Consider the following 18,710-nt stretch of genomic DNA (forward strand, 5'->3'; position numbering starts at 1 on the left):
AGGCGCCGTAGTCACCCCCTCCCATCCCCATTGCACATTTGTGCTAATATTCCCCGCTTGCGGCTTTTTCATAGTCTTGACTCGGTTTGCATTGAGCAATGCTATGACTTCATCCACAATAGCGAACTCGTTAACTGATTGATTTTTAATGGCCATGTCAGAACCAGCCAAGGCCAGTGGCCTGCAGATTTATCTGCGGCTATTGTCCTATGTAAAGCCCTACACCGGCTTCTTTGTTATCAGCCTGCTCGGCTACGCCCTGTTTGCATTAAGCCAGCCCGCCTTTGCCCGGCTGCTGGAATACTTTGTAGAAGCCCTGGAAGGCAGCCATGCCACCATCAGCAAAGACCTGAGTGGATTTGTACCCATTGAAGTGTTTGCTTCGGCAGCACTGATACCAGCCGTTATGACCGTTATTGCGATTTTGCGCGGTATCGGCTCTTTTATGGGTAACTACTACCTCGCAAAAGTGGGTATGAATATCGTTCATGACCTGCGCTGTCTGATGTTCAACCACATGATGCAGCTGCCTAATGAATATTTCGACAACAATAACTCCGGTCATCTCATAGCCCGTATCACTTACAATGTTGGCATGGTGACCACTGCCGCCACTGACGCCATCAAGGTGGTGGTTCGTGAAGGCTTGACCGTGGTTTTCCTGATTTTGTACCTGTTGATGACAAACTGGAAGCTGACGCTGGTATTCTTTGCTGTGGGTCCTCTGATTGCATTGGTCGTGACAACGGCCAGCAAGCGTTTCCGTAAGCTGAGTTCAAAAATTCAGGACTCTATGGGTGACCTGACTCATGTCAGCTCTGAAAGCATTAATGGCTACAGAGTTGTACGGGGCTTTGGTGGCGAAGACTACGAAAGAGATCGTTTTAGAGGAGCCAGTACCAAAAACACCCGACAAAGCCTCAAAATGACCAAGGCTTCGGCTATTCACACGCCAACCCTGCAACTGCTGGTTAATTCTGCCCTTGCGATCCTGTTCTTTCTGGTACTCTGGCTGAAGGGTGATGCAACCACTGCCTCTCTGGTCAGTTTTGTGACCGCAGCTGCCCTGCTTCCGAAACCGATTCGTCAGCTCAGTGAAGTCAATGCCAATATCCAAAGGGGTATTGCCGCTGCTGAAAGTATATTTAAAATGGCGGATGAAACGCCTGAGCCTGACCACGGCTCCTTCACCTCAGAGAAAATTGAAGGCCGCCTGGAATTCAAAAACGTTACCTTCCAGTACCCGAATGCTGACCGCCCTGCGTTGGACAATATCAGCTTTACCGTAGAACCCGGTCAGACCATAGCTCTGGTGGGTCGATCCGGTTCGGGCAAAACCACTCTGGCTAATCTGGTACCCCGCTTTTACAATCACGGGCAGGGGCAGATTCTGCTGGATGGCACCGATGTCGAAGACTTTTCCCTGAGAAACCTGCGCAGCCATATCGCCCTGGTTGACCAGAATGTCACCCTGTTTAACGACACGGTCAGCCAGAACATCGCCTATGGCTTGCTAGATAAAACCAGTGAAACCGACATTAAAGCGGCTGCCGATGCGGCTTATGCCAGCGAGTTTGTGGCTAACATGCCAGAAGGTTTTGATACTCTGGTCGGTGAAGACGGTGTACTGCTCTCCGGTGGTCAGCGTCAGCGGCTGGCGATTGCCCGGGCGATTTTGAAAGACGCCCCGGTGCTTATTCTTGATGAAGCAACCTCGGCGCTGGATACTGAGTCCGAACGCCATATACAGGCAGCGCTGGAAGAAGTGATGAAAGGGCGAACCACGCTGGTCATTGCCCACCGCCTGTCCACCATTGAAAACGCCGACCGGATCCTGGTGATGGATAAGGGCCAGATTGTCGAAACCGGCAACCATGCCGAACTGCTGGCCCAAGGTGGTCACTACGCCAAGCTGCACAAACTGCAGTTTAAAGAAGATCAGGAAGCCCTGCTGGAAGCGCTGTAATTACATACGCCAGCCTGATACTGTTTTAACCTTGTTCGATATATGGGAGCTGGTCAATACGATCAGCCCCTCGCCTTTCAAAGGCAAAAATGAAAGTGGAATACACTGAATGAAATTGACTCTGCCCCGTTTCGACCAGGCCCGGGTCCTGGTGGTTGGCGACGTAATGCTGGACCGCTACTGGCATGGTGCGACTTCACGAATCTCTCCGGAAGCACCAGTACCGGTTGTCCGTATTGGTCAGGAGGAAGACCGTCCGGGTGGCGCGGGTAACGTTGCCCTGAACATTGCCTCTCTGGGAGCCCCTGCATGGCTGATTGCAGCCACCGGTGATGACGAAGCGGCTGATGCCCTGCAAACCCGGCTGAAAGCAGCGGGCGTTTTCTGTGACTTTGCCCGTATACCGGATGCCCGGACCATCACCAAACTGCGCGTTATCAGCCAGCACCAGCAGCTGATTCGCCTGGATCATGAAGAAGCGTTTCACAGCCTGAGCAGCGACATTCTGGAAGAGAAAACCGCAGCCCTGCTGGATAACATAGATGCTGTGGTACTGTCTGATTACAACAAAGGCACACTGCAAAACCACCAGCAACTGATTTGCACAGCTCGCACCCGCAACATTCCGGTTCTGGTTGACCCTAAAGGTACTGACTTTGAGCGTTATCGCGGAGCCACTGTGATTACGCCCAACCTGCAAGAGTTTGAGACGGTGGTCGGTCACTGCAAAGACGAACAGGAGCTGGTCGACAAAGGTCACAAGCTGATGCAGGAGCTGGAGCTGGAAGCCATGCTGATCACCCGCAGTGAGCACGGTATGACCCTGATCTGCAAAGATCGTCAGGAAGTTCACCTGCCTGCCCGAGCCCGGGAAGTGTTCGATGTGACCGGTGCTGGCGACACGGTTATTTCTACTCTGGCGGCAGCGCTGGCAGCGGGTTCCGAGCTGCCTCAGGCTGCGGCCATTGCCAACATTGCGGCAGGCATTGTGGTGGGCAAACTCGGTACGGCCACCATCAGCATGCCCGAGCTGCGTCGTGAAGTGAACCGGGAGTTAGGTGCAGAACGCGGCATTGTCACCACAGACCAGCTGATGATTGCCATTGAAGATGCCCGCGCCCACGGTGAAAAAATCGTCTTTACCAATGGTTGTTTCGATATCATCCATGCCGGACATGTGGGTTATCTGGAACAGGCACGCAAGCAGGGTGACCGTCTGGTGCTGGCCATCAACAGTGATGACTCTGTTAAGCGTCTGAAAGGCGAAGGGCGTCCAATTAATACCGAAGATCGTCGTATGGCGGTGCTGGCAGGCCTCGAAGCGGTAGACTGGGTCGTTAGTTTCAATGAAGACACTCCGGAAAACCTGCTGCGCATAGTCAAACCCGATGTACTGGTAAAAGGTGGAGACTACAGCATTGACGAAGTGGTCGGCGCAGACATCGTTTATGAATACGGCGGCGATGTAAAAGTGCTGGCGTTTCTGGATAACTGTTCAACAACCGCTATTGTTGAAAAAATCCGTACGGATCAGTCAGTAGAAGAAACGGCATAAACTGATAGCGGGAAGATAACGGATCTTCCCGCTACTCGAAAGCAGAACGGTTCTCACTGCCCGGGGGGCAATCACAACCCTCTTCTCTTGTTTCCCGGTGATCATTACCCATTGTTTCTAAAGGTATATCTCCCAAGACAACCTCACCGGCAGGCACAAGGCTCAACCTTTGGGCTGGAACAAACGCTACTGCAGAGTCCTGCCGCTGAGCAGATATGAATACAGGATGCCACTCCCTTGCCCAGGTCATGAAGCTGGTCGATAAGTTTATGTTTTGAACCAGCTGACGCGTACCTCTTTTTTGATCAATGTCGTTTATATAGCTCACCAGCATAAAGTTTATTCGGGTGCGTGCTTCGTCTCGTTCATCTTCTATGTTGATAAATCTGAGTTCCAGAGATAAATCTGAGGCAGCAATACGATTTCTGAGCATCTCAAAATCTCTGATCATCTTAATTATCCAGTAAGGCCCTCTATTAGGGCGAAAGAGTGCAGAGCTGATTAAAAAGTACCGAGGGGTGGTGCAGTTTTGCCTGTCGAAATTGGCGTTCCTGTATACTGTTGCAAGATTATGACTGAGCAGAATCTCGATTATCTGCCAATACTCACCGGACAAATAACCGGAGTATTCGTCACTTGGCCGCTGCGTGCTTCTTGTTGCTCTATTTGATTCAACATCCTCAGAAACACTATCGATCCTCCGACTTATGATTTGATTCGAGAAAAGACGCACAGTACCAGCATCGTATGACATTCTTACATTTTCATGTACAAGATCATTCAGGTTTATATAAACTCCCTGAGAATAACCAACCTGAAAAACCAGAGTGTTACAGCCGTTCCAGCCTGCCTCTAAAAATCGGGTAAGAAGAATTTGCAGTCTGCCCCTTCTGTAACTGTTGCTGTCTGAATAACGCTGACTACCCTGAGTACTGCACTCCTGTTGAGATATTTCGCCCTCAGGGTCTGAGCTGTCGGGGGCGAACAGGCCTGAAAACACGAGAGTTAACATATTTTCTACAGGCCGCCTTATGCTTCGGGACTGGTGTCGCCAACCACTGATAACACCCTCTGCCAGCAGACTGTCTGCCAGAGAACAGGCGTTGTCTATTGTTGAGGCGTCAGGGGTTGAAAGGCTTGTGATAAAGTGAACGTACAGGTCAAACTGATTGCCTTCATTCACGTAATTTACCCCAGATACCCCAGATACCCCAGATACCCCAGATACCCCAGATACCCCGGATACCCCGGAAATTTCCTGAATACTGGAGCGGGCCAGCTCCCCTTCAATCAGTTGCAGTGCAGGCAGCACTGTTCTGGCTAGCTCGACACCAGGGTCGACCCTGTACACACCATTACTATTGGGTTCACGGTCTGTTCCTGCGGACTCGTTCGGATTGTGGAGATACAGAGTACTCATCTCCGGACCGCCCAGAATATTGAATACAAAATGCCCCAGTGTGTCTGCTGCCTCAACGGGCTCTACCGTGTATCTTGGCAGCCCCACCACAGTAAAAGAACCAAACGACAAAAAAGTGGAGTGCTGTTGTAACCAAACCCTATTGAGGTGAACTTCCCTGCCTTCTATAAAAGCATGGGTTTTTATGTAAAAGCTAACTCTTTCACCCGATGTGCTGGTATAGGATATTCTGTAGTAAAACGCATAAAGAGAGCTTGAGATCAAGCAGGGCAGGATAAGCCAGATCAGCCTGTAAATTGCTTTTTTTATTTTTCCTGAGCGCAACATCCGAAATGAGCCCTCGAAAAAAGATGATTAACCAAACCTGCCAAAACAGTGGTTGCCGAAGGTAGTTGAAATTTCCGGCCTATATCAGAATTTCTAATCTGACACCGGCCGGAAAATCGTTTAAAAACCGCGAACTCTATTTCTCAAAACTCTGGCACAGGTTTCAACATTTTCCCTAAGGTGTTTGGGATTAATCGTTCCGATAATCGCCGAAGCAACTGCCGGATGACCAAACACCAGCTCCATGCTTTTCTCAACCGGGTCTTCACCTTCCAGGCAGGCATGCCCACTGGCCAGTGCCTTTTTGACCAGAATGCCTTTGTCGTGTTTTGCGGCATAGTCCAGAACCGGCTTTTCAGCCTGTTCATTAAGGTTATAAGTCACCATGGCCATATCGGACTGCTCCAGTGCCATAATACCGCCGTCTATTGTTTTGGTGGACATTCCGGTGGCACGAATCAGACCCTCTTTCTTCAGGTCTGACAGCACTTCCAGACAACCATACTGCTGAATAATATTGACATCATCGCCACTGGAATGAACCAGTACCATATCAATATAATCGGTCTTCAGTCGTTTAAGGCTGCGCTCAATACTGAAGCGAATGTACTCCGGTGAAAAGTCAAAGCGGGACTCACCCTCAATAAACTCTTCACCCACCTTGCTGCAAATCACCCAGTCCTGACGCTGGCCTTTCAACAGTTTGCCCAGTCTTTCTTCACTGGTGCCGTAGGCTGGTGCCGTATCCAGCAGATTAATGCCCAGGGACCGGGCCAGAGCCAGCAAATCGCTGGCTGCGTGGTCGTCAGGAATCTTAAACCCTCTCGGGTATTTCACCTGCTGGTCACGTCCCAGCTTGACGGTGCCAAAGCCAAGAGGCGACACCGCAATATCAGTACCGGCCACAGGCCGGACTGGTAACAGGGGGTCAGTCAAAATGCTTGCTCCAGAACTGTTCACAGACTTGAGGATGTTTCAGGTTTGCTGGCAGTGCAAATTCCTCATTGCCTGAAGGTTGAATACTGTCTGCACCAAGAAGATGACCGACTTCGTCCGCAAGGTTCGGAGCCAGCGCCAGCTTGGTCGGCCAGGTGACAATGCCATTGCCCATCGGTTGACAGAAGGCGGCATCCGGACGCAGCAACCTGGACTGTTTAGGCTCTGCACGATTAACCCGCAAGGTCGACCACTGGGCGTTATCGAAGTTTACCCAGGGCAGGATATCTGCCAGTTCCCGACGTGCCACACGAATCTGTTCTTCCGGGGTACGCTTTACACCATCTTCAGCAATCTCACCGCCCAGATACCAGACCCACTGGCCGTCTTCTGTCGGATGGCTGGTCACGGTCATCCGTGGCACAGTTTTGATACCCAGGCAGTGGGCATAAAGAGGATCAGGATGAGTGTGCTTCACCATGACCATGTGCAAAGGACGGAGTTGCATTTCAGGTTCGCTGATGCCCCAGCGTCCCATCAGGGTACGTGCACCTTCACCGGCAGTCAGTACAAATTTGCGGGCATGGATTCGATAGGTCACATTGCCCTGAGTATGCTCAATAAAGGCAATTTCACCATTATCCGTCACAAGACGTGAGTCGCCACTGTCAGAGGTCCAGTCAACCTTCAGAGTGCGGGACTCCAGCCCTCTGACCAGACTTTTCACCACCGTCTGAATATCCAGAACAATCTCGTTCAGCTGATAAACCGTGCCACGAAAACTGTCGTTACGGAAAATCGCTGGCAGACTTTCACGCTCTTTGACCTGATTCACACGTCCGCGTAATGCCTTGCTGGCAAAGAAGGAGGTCATGCGTGACGCAATATCACCCGGAGACCACAGATAATGGTATTCAGACAACACTCTGGCATCGCTCAGGTCAACATTCCCCTGTCCGGCCAGGGCATCACGCCAGCGCTGCGGCATACCGGCAATACACTCCGCAGCCTTGGTCAGATTGCCAGACAGTGTGTACTTGGTTCCGCCATGAACAATGCCCTGGGACTTGATCGTCTGTTCGCCCCCCAGGGTTTCATTTTCCAGCAGCAGTGCCTTATAGCCCTGTTTGTTCAGGGTATTAAACAGCCAGAGCCCGGCAATACCGCCACCGATGACCACAACATCTGCGTTAATATCGGTCATGTTGCCTGTTTCTACGGTTTGGTTCATAAGTATGATTAGTTAAGGTTAAGTGCGGCAAGTATAAGTAGTTAGCATCAAGAATTCACGCCCTGAAAGCCCTCAGCAGAGACATTCACACTTGCTTTTGCAGCACCTCTGGTGCATTTTGTGCCTCCCTTGAATATTTACTGATGAAGGTTGTTCTCATGCGAGTTGCTATGCAAGCTACTAAGAAAGCTGCCAGTACATTGAAAGCCCTGCTGTTCCCGTTTTTCACCCTGACATTAATAAGCTTGCCCGCCTTTGCCGAGCTAAACAGCACTCTCAAACTACCCGCCAAAGCAGAGCTGCTTGTGCTTGACGGCAAGGCTGCCAATGACCTTGACCTGGACAGAGACGAGTCCATCAAACTGACTAAAAAGCGCCACCAGGTGGTCTTTGAACTGAAAGAAACCCTCGGCTCTGGTGATAATATGGAACAGTTTACTTCCAGACCTTTTGTGATCAGTTTTCACCCGCTGGACGGTCATCACTATCTGATTGAAGCGCCACGATTGATTAATAAACGACAGGCTGATGCCATCAACCGCGACCCCGCCAGTAAAATCACCGTGGTGGATGAACAACAGAAAGAAGTTCCCTTTGAGATTGCGATCCTGCCTTCCCGTGGTATTCAGATTGGTCGCAACTATGCTGCCGATGTTCGCAAATTTAACCAGAGCGATAACGCAGCAGCCTTGCCGGAACTGGCTGGTGTTCAGATGGATGAGTTTGCCAACGGTTTTGCCAATGCCCGGCAGGATAGCTCGGTTTATTCCGGCGCCAACAACAATACGCCGGATGAAAACATTATGGCTGAACGCATGCTGAAATACTGGTACATGGAAGCTGACAACGCGACTCGCAAAAGCTTTCTGGACTGGGCTGCAAAGCAGAAGTAACCATGCGCCTTGATAAATATTTGTGTGAAAGCACTGAGCTCAGCCGGGCAGAAGCCAAACGGCTGCTGCGTGGTGGAGAAGTCACCTGCAATGGCAAGGTGATCAAAACCGGCAGTTTCAAAGTACCGGAAGGGGCAGAGGTTCGAATTGAAGGCAACCTGTTGTCTTTACGTGGCCTACGCTACATCATGCTGAACAAGCCGGTTGACTTTATCAGCTCTACCGCAGACGACGATTACCCTTCCGTCCTGAACCTGCTGGATATTGATAAAGTCAGCACCCTGCATATTGCCGGTCGACTGGATGTGGATACCACCGGACTGTTGCTGATCACTGACGATGGACAGTGGTCGCATAAACTGATGTCGCCTAAAAAAGTATGCGGTAAACGTTATCGTGTCGAATTAGCGGATCCCATTCAGGACAGTGCCATTGAAGCTTTCGCCAAAGGTGTTGAGTTACGTAACGAAAAAACCGTTACAAAACCGGCAACACTGGAAATACTGTCGCCCACTGAAGTGCTGCTTACCATTACCGAGGGTAAATACCATCAGGTTAAACGGATGTTTGCTGCACTGGGTAACAAGGTAGTAGGGCTGCACCGGGAACAGGTTGGTCAGATAGAGCTGGACAAAAAGCTGGCTCCCGGCGAGTGGCGTTATTTGACTGAAGTTGAAATTGATTCAGTTAAATAGCTAAGGCTCCCGGTGGGAACCGTTATTATGCGCAAGTTATCTGGAAGCAAGGTTATTAACGATCTGGATAAGTAGCTCTTCTATTTTGTCCAGCCGTCGATCTTGCTGTTTAAGGTGCTGATCAACTTTCTTAAATTTGTCTCGTTGCTCATTTAAGATAAGTGCGATAGTACCTTCAACACCAGCAAGTACCTGATCCCAATGAACATGGTTCTCTTCAAGCGCTTTGACTCTAGCTTCAAGACTCATACTGCATACCTTTCTTGTTGCTTATAAATTGTGCGGAAACTGAGCATAGCAGAAATTGAGCCACGTATAGCATGGAAATCAGGCACTCTGGAGAATAGCCCGATAAATCTGTTTGGCAGTCACCATGCGGGTTTTCTCCGGATCTGCACCACGCAGAAGGGCAACCGACGAGCGAGTTTCATGCAGAGCCTGCATTGCTTCCAGCAAAGTAGCATCAGGCTCCAGCCAGGCGACCTGTCTGGCCAGCTCGCTTACCTTTTTATCGTAATGCCCACGAATCAAACTGCTGGTTAAGTGCCGGTAGAGAACGACGCCAGTCGTTTTACCATTATCGACCACCAGATAACGCTTATAAGGCTGGTCCAGAACCCGCTCCTGAACATTACCCAGAGTTGCCTCCGCTTTAAGGCAAACCGTTGGCCCCGTATCTTCCAGAAAACTGCCCAGCGTCGTTCGGTTAGAAGTCAATGCCTGCTCCAGCATCTTGCGTTCACCTCTGGCAATAATGCCAGTCTTGCCGTAGTGGCGAATAATGCCTTTCAACTCATCAAGGGTTGGCTTTCTCTTGTCCTCAATGCCAAACAGCCGTGTCCACACCAGGGTAAAGCGAATAACCGGCCGCAACAGGAAGGCCACAAAGCGGACAAAGGGCGCTGTGTAATCCAGTACCTGATCGGCGACCTGTACGGCATACAGTTTGGGAAGAATCTTTGCGAACACCAGCATGCAATAAGTCAGCAGTACAGTAAAAACTGCCAGACCAAGGTCGTTAAACTCACGGGCGGCAATTGCGCCAATAACAGAGCTTCCGGCAATACTGATTAACGTAATCAGTACCACCATAGACGACAAATGCCTGTCTTTTTGTTGAATGACGTATTTGATATCGTCCCGGTTTTTTGGCTTGTTTTTCGAACTGTTTCTCAGAATGGTCGCCAGTCTCAATTCATCAACATATATAATGGCAGATTCAATCACAGATAAGGCAGCGGTCAGCAAAACAATCAAAGCGGCAACAACTACTACAAGAAGCATCCTTGCTCCTCCTCAGGGTCGGTTCTGGTGAAGTGGTCAGAACTGTTAACTATCGGCTTCTCCCGTATTTTCTTAGCCCTTTATATTTAACATACGTGCAAAACTTCCGTTTGTCCCGGCTTATAACATGGAAAGCTCCTCAAGAATGGTGTAGGAGCCTGAATAAATCCCATTCCATACAGGCCAGCCTGATTCATCTTGAGAGGGCGGATTGTTAATTTTGATATCCATCTCTGGTCGATGTTCATCGCGGGAGCTTTCAGAAACCTCTATTGTTGTCCAGGTTCTTGTTTTCTGCAATTGCGTATGAATACCTCGTGGAAGACCTATTGGAAGACCTATTGGAAGACTAAAGATAAAAGGTAAGTTATTTGAAGTATCTGATGATGTGGAAGCTGCAGAAAAGTACTCAGCCGTGGTTACTACAGCTTTGAAATAATTGGCTAATGGTCCAGGATAAACGGGGAAATAATAAGCGTATAAATAACGACTGCCATTTTCCGTTTCTACATAAAAACGTGTATATTTTGTCAGCTTGACGGCTGCAATATAATTGACTCGTCCTATAGCCGGATCAAGGTTTATGTCAATTGTCTGGTCATCGTGAACATACTGAAAACGGTGGCTATAGCCTTCCAGCCTGGTTAACTGTGCCAAAGCTGCTTCAGATATCACCAGCCATGAAAGCTGGAAAACAATGAATAGTAAGCTTTTGGCTCTTCACTTGTTTGAGTGGGCGATTTTCAACGATTCACTCCGCTTGGATACAAGTCTAATCCTCCGAGATGAAAGTAGATCGCTGTATTGTATCGTTCCCGGCTTCTGTACCCGCAAGCGCGGCTCTTCAGACTTTGGATTTTGCTGTTGATACCTTCCGCACGCCCATTGTTTGCATTGAGAACAATAGCATTCACTATCCCCCACAAATGCTCCTTGACCATTCTGTCAACCTCCTTGATCGGCTCGAGACGACAGCGTTGCGCCCAACTCAACCAGCGCTTCCAGGCTTTGACTGCCCAAGCTCTCGACCTGTAATCCCATAACGACATAGCCATCTCCCGCATAGCCAAGGCTCGGGCGGTTTTCAACGTCGAGTTCCTCAGTGGTTCAAAGGCTTCCCATTTTTCCTCAGACATGTTTTCAGGGTTCGTCAGCCAGTCAAAGCGAGTTCCTTTGAGAAGTTCTACACCCTGTGTCAGTAGAGTTTTATTCTCTTGTATGCGTACCTGATTAACGGCTTTGCCAAGCGACTGTGCAACATGAAATTTGTCGAATGCTATCCGTAGCTCAGCCTCGGGAACATTTTTCCTGACCGACTTGATGTAAGCCTTAGACATGTCCATTGATACACACTCAATCCCGTTTTTCTGCTCTTCAGGCAAGGTATCAAAGTACTCATTGAGGCTGTCACTCTTACTGTCATCGGCAACATGTACCACAACGCCTTCAAGATGATCCGTGATGACAGTGACATATTCATGCCGTTTCTGAAAAGAGGTTACATCGACCGCTATCGCTTCGGTGGCTTTGCCTCCCTGCGCTCCAGTCCACGCTTTACAGCGCGTTGCTGAATACCGTCTATGGCAGTCCAACTAAGCTTCATCTGTTGTGCAACTGCTTGGGTTGTAGCCTCTTTCAACCAGTCAATAACCAGTGCTTCAAACAGCGCAGTATAACGAGAGCCAGCTTCAGCCCATGGAACTCGTGTCGCCAGCACACCATGCTCAGGACACTTGGTACGGGGAACATTGGCAACAAGGATGGTTTGAAACTGGCATGTATCAAGGTGACGCCACTTCTGGACAACGTGATCACAACCTGGGCAGGGTTTGCCACAACGACTACATTTGCAGGACTTTTTGCTATTATGCTCAATGTGAACTTCTACTGACTGTCCTTAACAGAAAGCTCTACATTAGACACTGACCAAGGGCTTTGAATACCCAGTATCTGAGAGTACAGTTGCTTGCCACGCATCTCGGCCCCCTTGCATTGAGTGGTTCTGACTATGCTAAATCACCCACTTAAATTAAGGAAGAACCAAGCTTTTCCTGAACATGCTCCTCTCCTGATATGAATTTTTATTGCCAAAGCAATATAGATCAATATTTATTGATGCAGCAGGTTGAAAAGCTCGCAACGCCCCGATAACAATAGCGAAAATGAAAATGGAGCCTGCTAATGACCCCTCTTGCACTCGAAACAAACCTGATTGAACGGATCGCCCTTGGCGACCTGTTGCGACGGCGATCCCGTGATACTGCCAATAAAACGGCTATGGTTAGCTACAGCGAGCACGGCCGCAGCACAGTGACTTATAAGGAACTGAATCAGCTCAGTAACCAGCTGGTCAGAGGGCTACGAGAACAGGGCATGGTGCAGGGGGATTCATTAGCCTTGCTGGCTACCAACAGTATTGAATTTTTTGCGGTACTGTTTGCCTGCTACAAAGGTGGGTTTATCGCCATACCCATTAATTTTTTACAGGCTGTGACAGACATCCATTACAACCTGTCAAAAGCTAATGTAAAAGCTGTCGTGTGTGAGCCGCGCTTTGCACCATTAACGGTTGACGACTCCTTAACCAACATTAGTATCCGGGTATCCATTGGTGACAGTGAAGGTCTGACACTGGCTCAGCTGGCAGCCGGTCAGGACAGTCATGATATCGACGATATTATCATTCATGACCGTGACACAGCTCATATTATCTTTTCAAGCGGCACTACCTCAAAACCAAAGGGAGTAGAAACCTCGCACCTGTCAATGTACATGGCCAGTTTGAGTAACCCGCTCAGCTTTGGTTTCAATAAATACGACAGCCAACTGGCTGTTTTACCCACCTTCCATTGCGCATCACTTTCTATATGCATAATGACACTGCAACTGGGTGGCAAGCTGGTTCTGTTACCACAGTTTGAACCACTGAACGTCGCCCGGGTTTTAGAAGCTGAACAGATACAAAGTACAGCGCTATTACCCGTTATGTGGCAGGCGCTGCTGGCATTACCCAACCTGAAACAGTTTGATTTCAGCCAGCTCACCACAGGGCTGTATGGTATGGCTCCCATGCCAGCGTCCAGTAGGCGACAGCTGAAAGCCGCATTTAAAAACTGTCGATTCCATCTGGTCAGCGGTCAGTCTGAGTTCACGCCATTCTCCTGTACCTTTTATGATGACAGTGATACTGAGTTTGATGACGCGAATTATTGGGGTGTTCCATCCATGATTACCGACCAGGCGATTCTGGATGAACAGGGTAACGAGTTACCACCCGGTCAGCAGGGAGAAATATGCTGGCGTGGTCCACTGGTCATGAACCGGTATCTGGACGATGTAGACGCGTCACGAAAAATCCGTGAGCATGGCTGGCATCATACTGGCGATCTTGGCTTTATAGACAACTGTGGTCAGCTGGTTTTTGTTGACCGGAAGAAAGACATGATTAAATCCGGTGGTGAAAATGTAGCGTCAGTAAAGGTTGAGCAGGTTCTGCTTTCGGCACCCAGTGTCGTTCAGGTGGCCGTTTTTGGCGTCCCTCACGCACGCTGGAGCGAAGCGGTGTGTGCTGCTGTGCAAATCGCCCCCGGCCAGCCTTTTAATGAAGCCGATATAATCCAATATTGCAAAGCCCGGTTAGCCGGATTTGAAGTACCCAAACGAATAGTGTCTGTCGAAACCTTCCCTGTCACGGCAACCGGTAAGATTCAGAAAAGCACGTTAAAGTCGCAGTACGAAGCGTTGTTTGATGAGTAAGTTAAGGCTTATAAACCGGGAAATGCCTTGTCTCTGGAAGCGTTAGGGGCAAACCGTCCCCTTAATACCAAAAGGGGGGCGGTTTGACGGGTCCTGAATTCAAGTAATAAGTGCAAAACCCTGAAAGGCATAAAGGTGCAACGACGGGAGCATAGCAAGCTATGTGACCAGAGTTGCAACGCAGGAACAGACCGAGAGCGCCTGAGCAATAAGTCAGAAAATATGACTTCATAGGGTTGAGGCTTTATTCAAGGTTTAATGAAAAACTAATGTGTCCTGAATTCGTATCATAAGTGCATAACCTCTGTAACCAGAGGATTGTTTCAGAACCTTTGAAGTGAATCAGAACTCAGGGGTATTCTGTAAAGCAACCAAACCATACAGAGGAAGCCAAGGATGGCCTATACACACCTGAGCTCTGAAGAGAGATATTATATCGAAACTGAACTCAAAAATGGGACTTCACAAAACAAAATTGCTAAAAAGCTTGGCCGTTCACAGCCTACCGTGTCGCGAGAAGTAAACCGCAATAAAGGGCAAAGAGGGTACAGGCACCAACAGGCTAATCGCACAGCTCGGCAGCGGCACAAAGATAAGCCAAAAGCTATTAAGCTGACAGACGACATTAAACAACGTATTTCAAACGATATCCGTTCAGATTGGAGTCCTGAACAAGTGGCTGGAAGGCTTGAAAAGGACGGTGTAATCAAGCTGCATCATGAGACGATTTATCAATTTGTAGCGGATGATAAACGGCGCGGAGGCTCGCTCTATAAGCACTTGAGGCACCAGAAAAAAACTTATCGAAAGCGATACGGTTCAGCTCATAACCGAACCGGTATACCAAATCGGGTTGGCATTGAAGAACGCCCCGAAGTGGTCAACAACAGAGAGCGAGTTGGTGACTGGGAAGCTGATACTGTAATAGGTAAAAATCATAAAGGAGCCATCGCTACATTAGATGAACGAAAAACCAAGCTTCGCCTTGCTGTCCCTCTACCAGGCAAGAAGGCAAAAGCGGTTAAACAGGGAATAATTGACGTACTCAAGCCTCTGAAAAGGTTTGTAAAGACAATAACATACGACAATGGAAAGGAGTTTGTTCAGCATGAATCAATTGCCAAAGCTTTAAAATGTGACAGCTACTTTGCTGCCCCCTACCATTCTTGGGAAAGAGGCCAGAATGAGAATGCTAATGGTTTGCTAAGGCAGTATTTCCCCAAGTCGATGGAGCTTAATGGCGTGACAGAAAAAGATGTCATCATTGCAGTGGATAAGCTGAACAACAGGCCAAGAAAGTGCCTGGGCTACAAGACTCCTTATGAGGCATTTAAAGAGTCAACTGGAATAGATGCAAGAAAAGTCATGGGTTATGCACTTATGACTTGAATTCAGGTGTTTTACTTTCCATCATAGTTCTATCTTTGTCGAGTTCAGCCTGTAACTTTTCGAACTCTGCCATTAGCCTATTTTGTATTTTCTTCCATTCCCTATGCTTCTTAATTTTTTTGATTTCCTTACTATCACCCTGGAAAGCTTCATTGAGAATGTCATTAATAAAAATATTTTTAACTTTATTTATATTTATATTTACTTCTCCTGCTGGCAAATGGCTTTTAACATTTTCCAAACGGTTTCGAGTTGCATGTACCAATAAAGATATCAACAACGCCTTACCCCCTTCACTCAGACCATGACCTTCAGGCAAGTCAACCTTACTGTGATCCGTCTCACTGAATAGCGGGTTTTTTATTTTTAAAATAGCGGGCTTTTCATTGGATAAAAGACCGGGAGTGACAAGTCTGATGACAACGCCTTCAGCATTTTCCTGGGCACCCGGTCTTCTCTCTACACCTTCATTAAGGAGGTTACTTTTAAAAACCGGAGAAACTTCCAGAGCATCTTCAAATGAATCTACCACACTGACCGTCGGTACGGTGAGGATATTAAACCCGGAAGCCCAATTTATAAATTTAAAATAATCTATTTCTTTATCATCAACAGAAATTTCAAAAGCAACAAACCGTAGCTCTTGACCATAGTCAATATTTTTTTTCGTTATGCTCCCTCCGAAAAGTTCCCCTCTAATGGTTAGTGTTTGCCCTTCACTACAATGTTCTTCAAACATTTTCAGAATTTTCTTCTTGATTTCTTCAAGAACCTCACCAGAGTGGTAAAATTGACTGGTATCATCAATATTGCGAGAGCGACTCATGAGTTGCACTTTGTTTCCATCCGTGACTACAGCACAATGGGCTCCATCAACTTTTTCAGATACAACCCAGCGTTGATCTATTTCTGGATTGTCTTTTAAAAAGCTTCGTATAAGCTCTACCGTTTTTTTGTTATCTCTATTTTTTATTTCGGGATATGCTACAAACCTTATCTCAGAAGTAGAAGCTGATGCCTCCGGCTCCTCCGGCTGATTCATAGGTGTTGACACAGCAGCATAGCCAGACGTCGATGGGCTGATCATAGCACTGGCTGTGCTGTGATCACTTGCTGGTGTTGATCTGGTAACAGCTTGCTGTCGGTTCCGGTCAACCTGTTTTTTTTCATTATCTGGTGCCTGAACCATTATTTTTTCAAAAAAAGCCACGTCCTGATGACCATTTGTTCCAGCTGGGTAAATCCGTATGATATCGTCGCTTTCAAATTCAAAATCAACAGACTTACCATCTTGTGAAATTGAAGACGAAGGAGGCATCATAGGAATGGAAGCTGTTGCATAAAGCGTTTTTTCATCACCTTTTAAAAGGTTGATTTCGGATGTAGAAATGACTTCAGTATTGTACTGAGTATAAGAAGTTTCGAGTAAAGGTGTTGCTGACACCACCGTGGATACCAGCTTAATAGTGGTAGTATTCAGCATTTGCAGCCCAGCGGTGCTGTCAATTTCTGGAAAACCTGTCGCGGTTGGTGTTGGCTCAATGAATGCCGGGAGCTTAACAATATACGGTACTTTATTCTGGTCTGGATAAATGGCGATTTGATCTCGCCATACCTTGACCTTCTCAATTCCCTTGCTGTTCATTAATGCGCTAAGCCCGGAATCCTGAACGTCAGGTAATGTCTGTTTTTTTAGTGAAACACTGTCTCCCTGAACTTCTATTTTCACACCGTCTATTCGACCTGCAAAAGTGGTACCGATGGCCTGAGCCTGGCTTGCCGGTATCAAGCTTGTCGTAAGACTGCACAGTAATATGGCTTTTAATGGCATTTTTAAACTCAACTAATAATCAGGAAAATGGAGAATAGTTGAGAAAAAAGAAAAATCTACAAACGGTCAGCCGGTTCTACAGAGCCGACTGTTCATAGATAAACGGGTAGCAGAGTTCGCGGATGTCTTTGGATTTTTTGAGAGCCATAAAAGCATCCTTTGTGAAACCAAACTAAAGAATGTGAAAGTGTTCCCACAGCAACGAGGGAACAGCCAGACAATCAAAGCGATCTAAATCTCTGGAGACCAGATAAATGTTACAAAAACACCTCGGGGCTCATCACGATAACCTAAAGCAGAGGAGTAATCTTTATCCATTAAGTTGGTCAACTTAATCTCTGTTCTAAGCTCTTTAGAGACCTGCACCCCAGCTCGCAAATCCACAGTAGCAAACCCTGAAAGGCGATTAACCGTTCCAGCGTAGTCATTATACTCATAAGAATGCCCCTGAGCCCGAAGTGTGGAGCCCAGGCTATATTGACCAAACTGTTTATCAACATACAGGTTAAACAACTGCTTTGCTCGTCGACCCAAAGTTCTTTTCGCCTTAAGATCTTCAGGATCAACAAAGGTCAGATTTGAATTAATCAACCAACCTTGCCATTCTGTAACGTAAACAAATTCGACACCTCGAATGCGAGCTTTATCAGCATTCTCCATCCGTCCGAAGCTACCAAGGCCATTATTCCATACCAACAAGTCATCAATTTCATTTTGATAAATTGAAACCGACCAGTTAGTCGTATGATTGATCTTGCCTTTAAGCTCTACCTCAAAATTTTCCGATGACTCAGGCTTCAGGTTTGGTGCTTCAGCACCTGGATAGTACAAATCCAAAAAGGTAGGAGCCCTGAACGCTGTTCCATAGGACGTGATCAAGCGATAATTATTTGAAAGATCAATACCCCAAGCAATATTGCCAGTTGTGTTGTAACCATAAGCTTCATTCTTGTCCCGTCGTAAGCCCAGCTGTAAATCACTTCCATCAAAGGTCGTGTGGTTTTGGGCAAAAACACCGACATTATATCTGGAGTCCACTGCATAATTGGAGCTACTATCCATATGCTCTTTGGAATAATCAATACCCGCCGTTAAAAGCTGATTTTCTGACCAGCCAATATCATTCAGCCAGCTGGCAGTATACCGTTTGGATTTACCATAACTAGTAACAACTGGCTTAGGGCTGCCACCTTCTTCAAAGCGTTTGATATTTTCATAGCTATAGCCCAGATTAAGCGCTGCGCTCCAGTCTTCATGAATATTAGCCTTCGCAAAGGTGCTGATATTTGTCAGTTCAAAGTCACTGTATGGCTTGGTATTCGTATTACCAAAGGTTGAGTTATGATCGTACTCTGACTTACCCTGAAAGTGAGAAACCGATGCTCCTACTTCAAAAGTATCGTTAAACACCCGTGAAACCGTCATTC

At 47.6% G+C, this 18,710-nt stretch carries 16 protein-coding genes; 6 read left to right on the top strand and 10 right to left on the bottom strand.

The features are described 5' to 3' along the window. Positions 1 to 148 precede the first annotated feature (148 nt). Together msbA and hldE are read left to right on the top strand one after the other, a co-directional pair. Positions 149 to 1,966: a lipid A export permease/ATP-binding protein MsbA gene (msbA, locus tag NX722_RS18715; RefSeq protein ID WP_322740939.1), complete on the top strand. Its 1,818-nt coding sequence runs from the start codon at positions 149 to 151 to the stop codon at positions 1,964 to 1,966. Between the two features lie 109 nt (positions 1,967 to 2,075). Continuing rightward, positions 2,076 to 3,521 (top strand): bifunctional D-glycero-beta-D-manno-heptose-7-phosphate kinase/D-glycero-beta-D-manno-heptose 1-phosphate adenylyltransferase HldE, encoded by a 1,446-nt coding sequence (gene hldE / locus NX722_RS18720; RefSeq protein WP_262564361.1) that lies wholly within the window; start codon positions 2,076 to 2,078, stop codon positions 3,519 to 3,521. A 31-nt stretch (positions 3,522 to 3,552) separates the two neighbouring features. Here the strand turns inward: hldE and NX722_RS18725 are convergent, their stop codons facing one another. The 3 genes from NX722_RS18725 to NX722_RS18735 all read right to left on the bottom strand — a co-directional run bounded on the left by NX722_RS18725 (position 3,553) and on the right by NX722_RS18735 (position 7,435). Next, a complete protein-coding gene (locus tag NX722_RS18725) occupies positions 3,553 to 5,052 on the bottom strand; it encodes a hypothetical protein (protein WP_262564362.1) in 1,500 nt (499 codons plus the stop codon). A 336-nt stretch (positions 5,053 to 5,388) separates the two neighbouring features. After that, a complete protein-coding gene (locus NX722_RS18730; protein ID WP_262564363.1) occupies positions 5,389 to 6,204 on the bottom strand; it encodes an aldo/keto reductase in 816 nt (271 codons plus the stop codon). Then, the gene (locus NX722_RS18735) at positions 6,197 to 7,435 is read right to left on the bottom strand and encodes an NAD(P)/FAD-dependent oxidoreductase (RefSeq protein ID WP_262564364.1); all 1,239 of its coding nucleotides are present in this window, start codon (positions 7,433 to 7,435) and stop codon (positions 6,197 to 6,199) included. The genes NX722_RS18730 and NX722_RS18735 overlap by 8 nt, the downstream gene beginning before the upstream one ends. 158 nt (positions 7,436 to 7,593) lie before the next feature. Here NX722_RS18735 and NX722_RS18740 point away from each other — a divergent pair, with 158 nt between their 5' ends. Beyond that, entirely contained in the window at positions 7,594 to 8,328 is a 735-nt protein-coding gene (locus NX722_RS18740) for a YccT family protein (protein WP_262564365.1), read from the top strand. 2 nt (positions 8,329 to 8,330) lie between these two features. Continuing rightward, a complete protein-coding gene (gene rsuA, locus NX722_RS18745) occupies positions 8,331 to 9,023 on the top strand; it encodes a 16S rRNA pseudouridine(516) synthase RsuA (protein ID WP_262564366.1) in 693 nt (230 codons plus the stop codon). A gap of 36 nt (positions 9,024 to 9,059) precedes the next feature. On the opposite strand, the gene NX722_RS18750 is transcribed toward rsuA, so the two are convergent. The 5 genes from NX722_RS18750 to NX722_RS28960 form a co-directional block, all read right to left on the bottom strand. Further along, a complete protein-coding gene (locus NX722_RS18750; RefSeq protein ID WP_262564367.1) occupies positions 9,060 to 9,272 on the bottom strand; it encodes a hypothetical protein in 213 nt (70 codons plus the stop codon). A gap of 78 nt (positions 9,273 to 9,350) precedes the next feature. Next, positions 9,351 to 10,307 (bottom strand): CNNM domain-containing protein, encoded by a 957-nt coding sequence (locus tag NX722_RS18755; RefSeq protein ID WP_262564368.1) that lies wholly within the window; start codon positions 10,305 to 10,307, stop codon positions 9,351 to 9,353. A gap of 120 nt (positions 10,308 to 10,427) precedes the next feature. Then, on the bottom strand, positions 10,428 to 10,982 hold the full coding sequence (locus tag NX722_RS18760; protein WP_262564369.1) for a hypothetical protein: 555 nt from the start codon (positions 10,980 to 10,982) through the stop codon (positions 10,428 to 10,430). 68 nt (positions 10,983 to 11,050) lie between these two features. Then, positions 11,051 to 11,899 (bottom strand): ISL3 family transposase, encoded by an 849-nt coding sequence (locus tag NX722_RS18765; protein WP_262564371.1) that lies wholly within the window; start codon positions 11,897 to 11,899, stop codon positions 11,051 to 11,053. Further along, positions 11,818 to 12,183, bottom strand: coding sequence for a helix-turn-helix domain-containing protein (locus NX722_RS28960; RefSeq protein ID WP_407648078.1), 366 nt, complete (start codon positions 12,181 to 12,183; stop codon positions 11,818 to 11,820). Before NX722_RS28960 ends, NX722_RS18765 begins: the two co-directional genes overlap by 82 nt. Positions 12,184 to 12,488: 305 nt before the next feature. Between NX722_RS28960 and NX722_RS18775 the strand changes: the two genes are divergently transcribed. Together NX722_RS18775 and NX722_RS18780 are read left to right on the top strand one after the other, a co-directional pair. Continuing rightward, positions 12,489 to 14,063, top strand: coding sequence for a class I adenylate-forming enzyme family protein (locus tag NX722_RS18775; protein ID WP_262564373.1), 1,575 nt, complete (start codon positions 12,489 to 12,491; stop codon positions 14,061 to 14,063). 396 nt (positions 14,064 to 14,459) lie between these two features. Beyond that, a complete protein-coding gene (locus NX722_RS18780; protein ID WP_262563592.1) occupies positions 14,460 to 15,452 on the top strand; it encodes an IS30 family transposase in 993 nt (330 codons plus the stop codon). Here the strand turns inward: NX722_RS18780 and NX722_RS18785 are convergent. Continuing rightward, positions 15,442 to 17,283, bottom strand: coding sequence for an RNA ligase family protein (locus tag NX722_RS18785; RefSeq protein ID WP_262564374.1), 1,842 nt, complete (start codon positions 17,281 to 17,283; stop codon positions 15,442 to 15,444). The two genes, NX722_RS18780 and NX722_RS18785, sit on opposite strands and share 11 nt — an antisense overlap. Before the next feature lie 231 nt (positions 17,284 to 17,514). Further along, positions 17,515 to 18,693, bottom strand: coding sequence for a TonB-dependent receptor domain-containing protein (locus NX722_RS18790; RefSeq protein ID WP_262564375.1), 1,179 nt, complete (start codon positions 18,691 to 18,693; stop codon positions 17,515 to 17,517). Between the last annotated feature and the right edge of the window lie 17 nt (positions 18,694 to 18,710).

This window comes from Endozoicomonas gorgoniicola (assembly GCF_025562715.2).
Classification (GTDB): Bacteria; Pseudomonadota; Gammaproteobacteria; order Pseudomonadales; family Endozoicomonadaceae; genus Endozoicomonas_A; species Endozoicomonas_A gorgoniicola.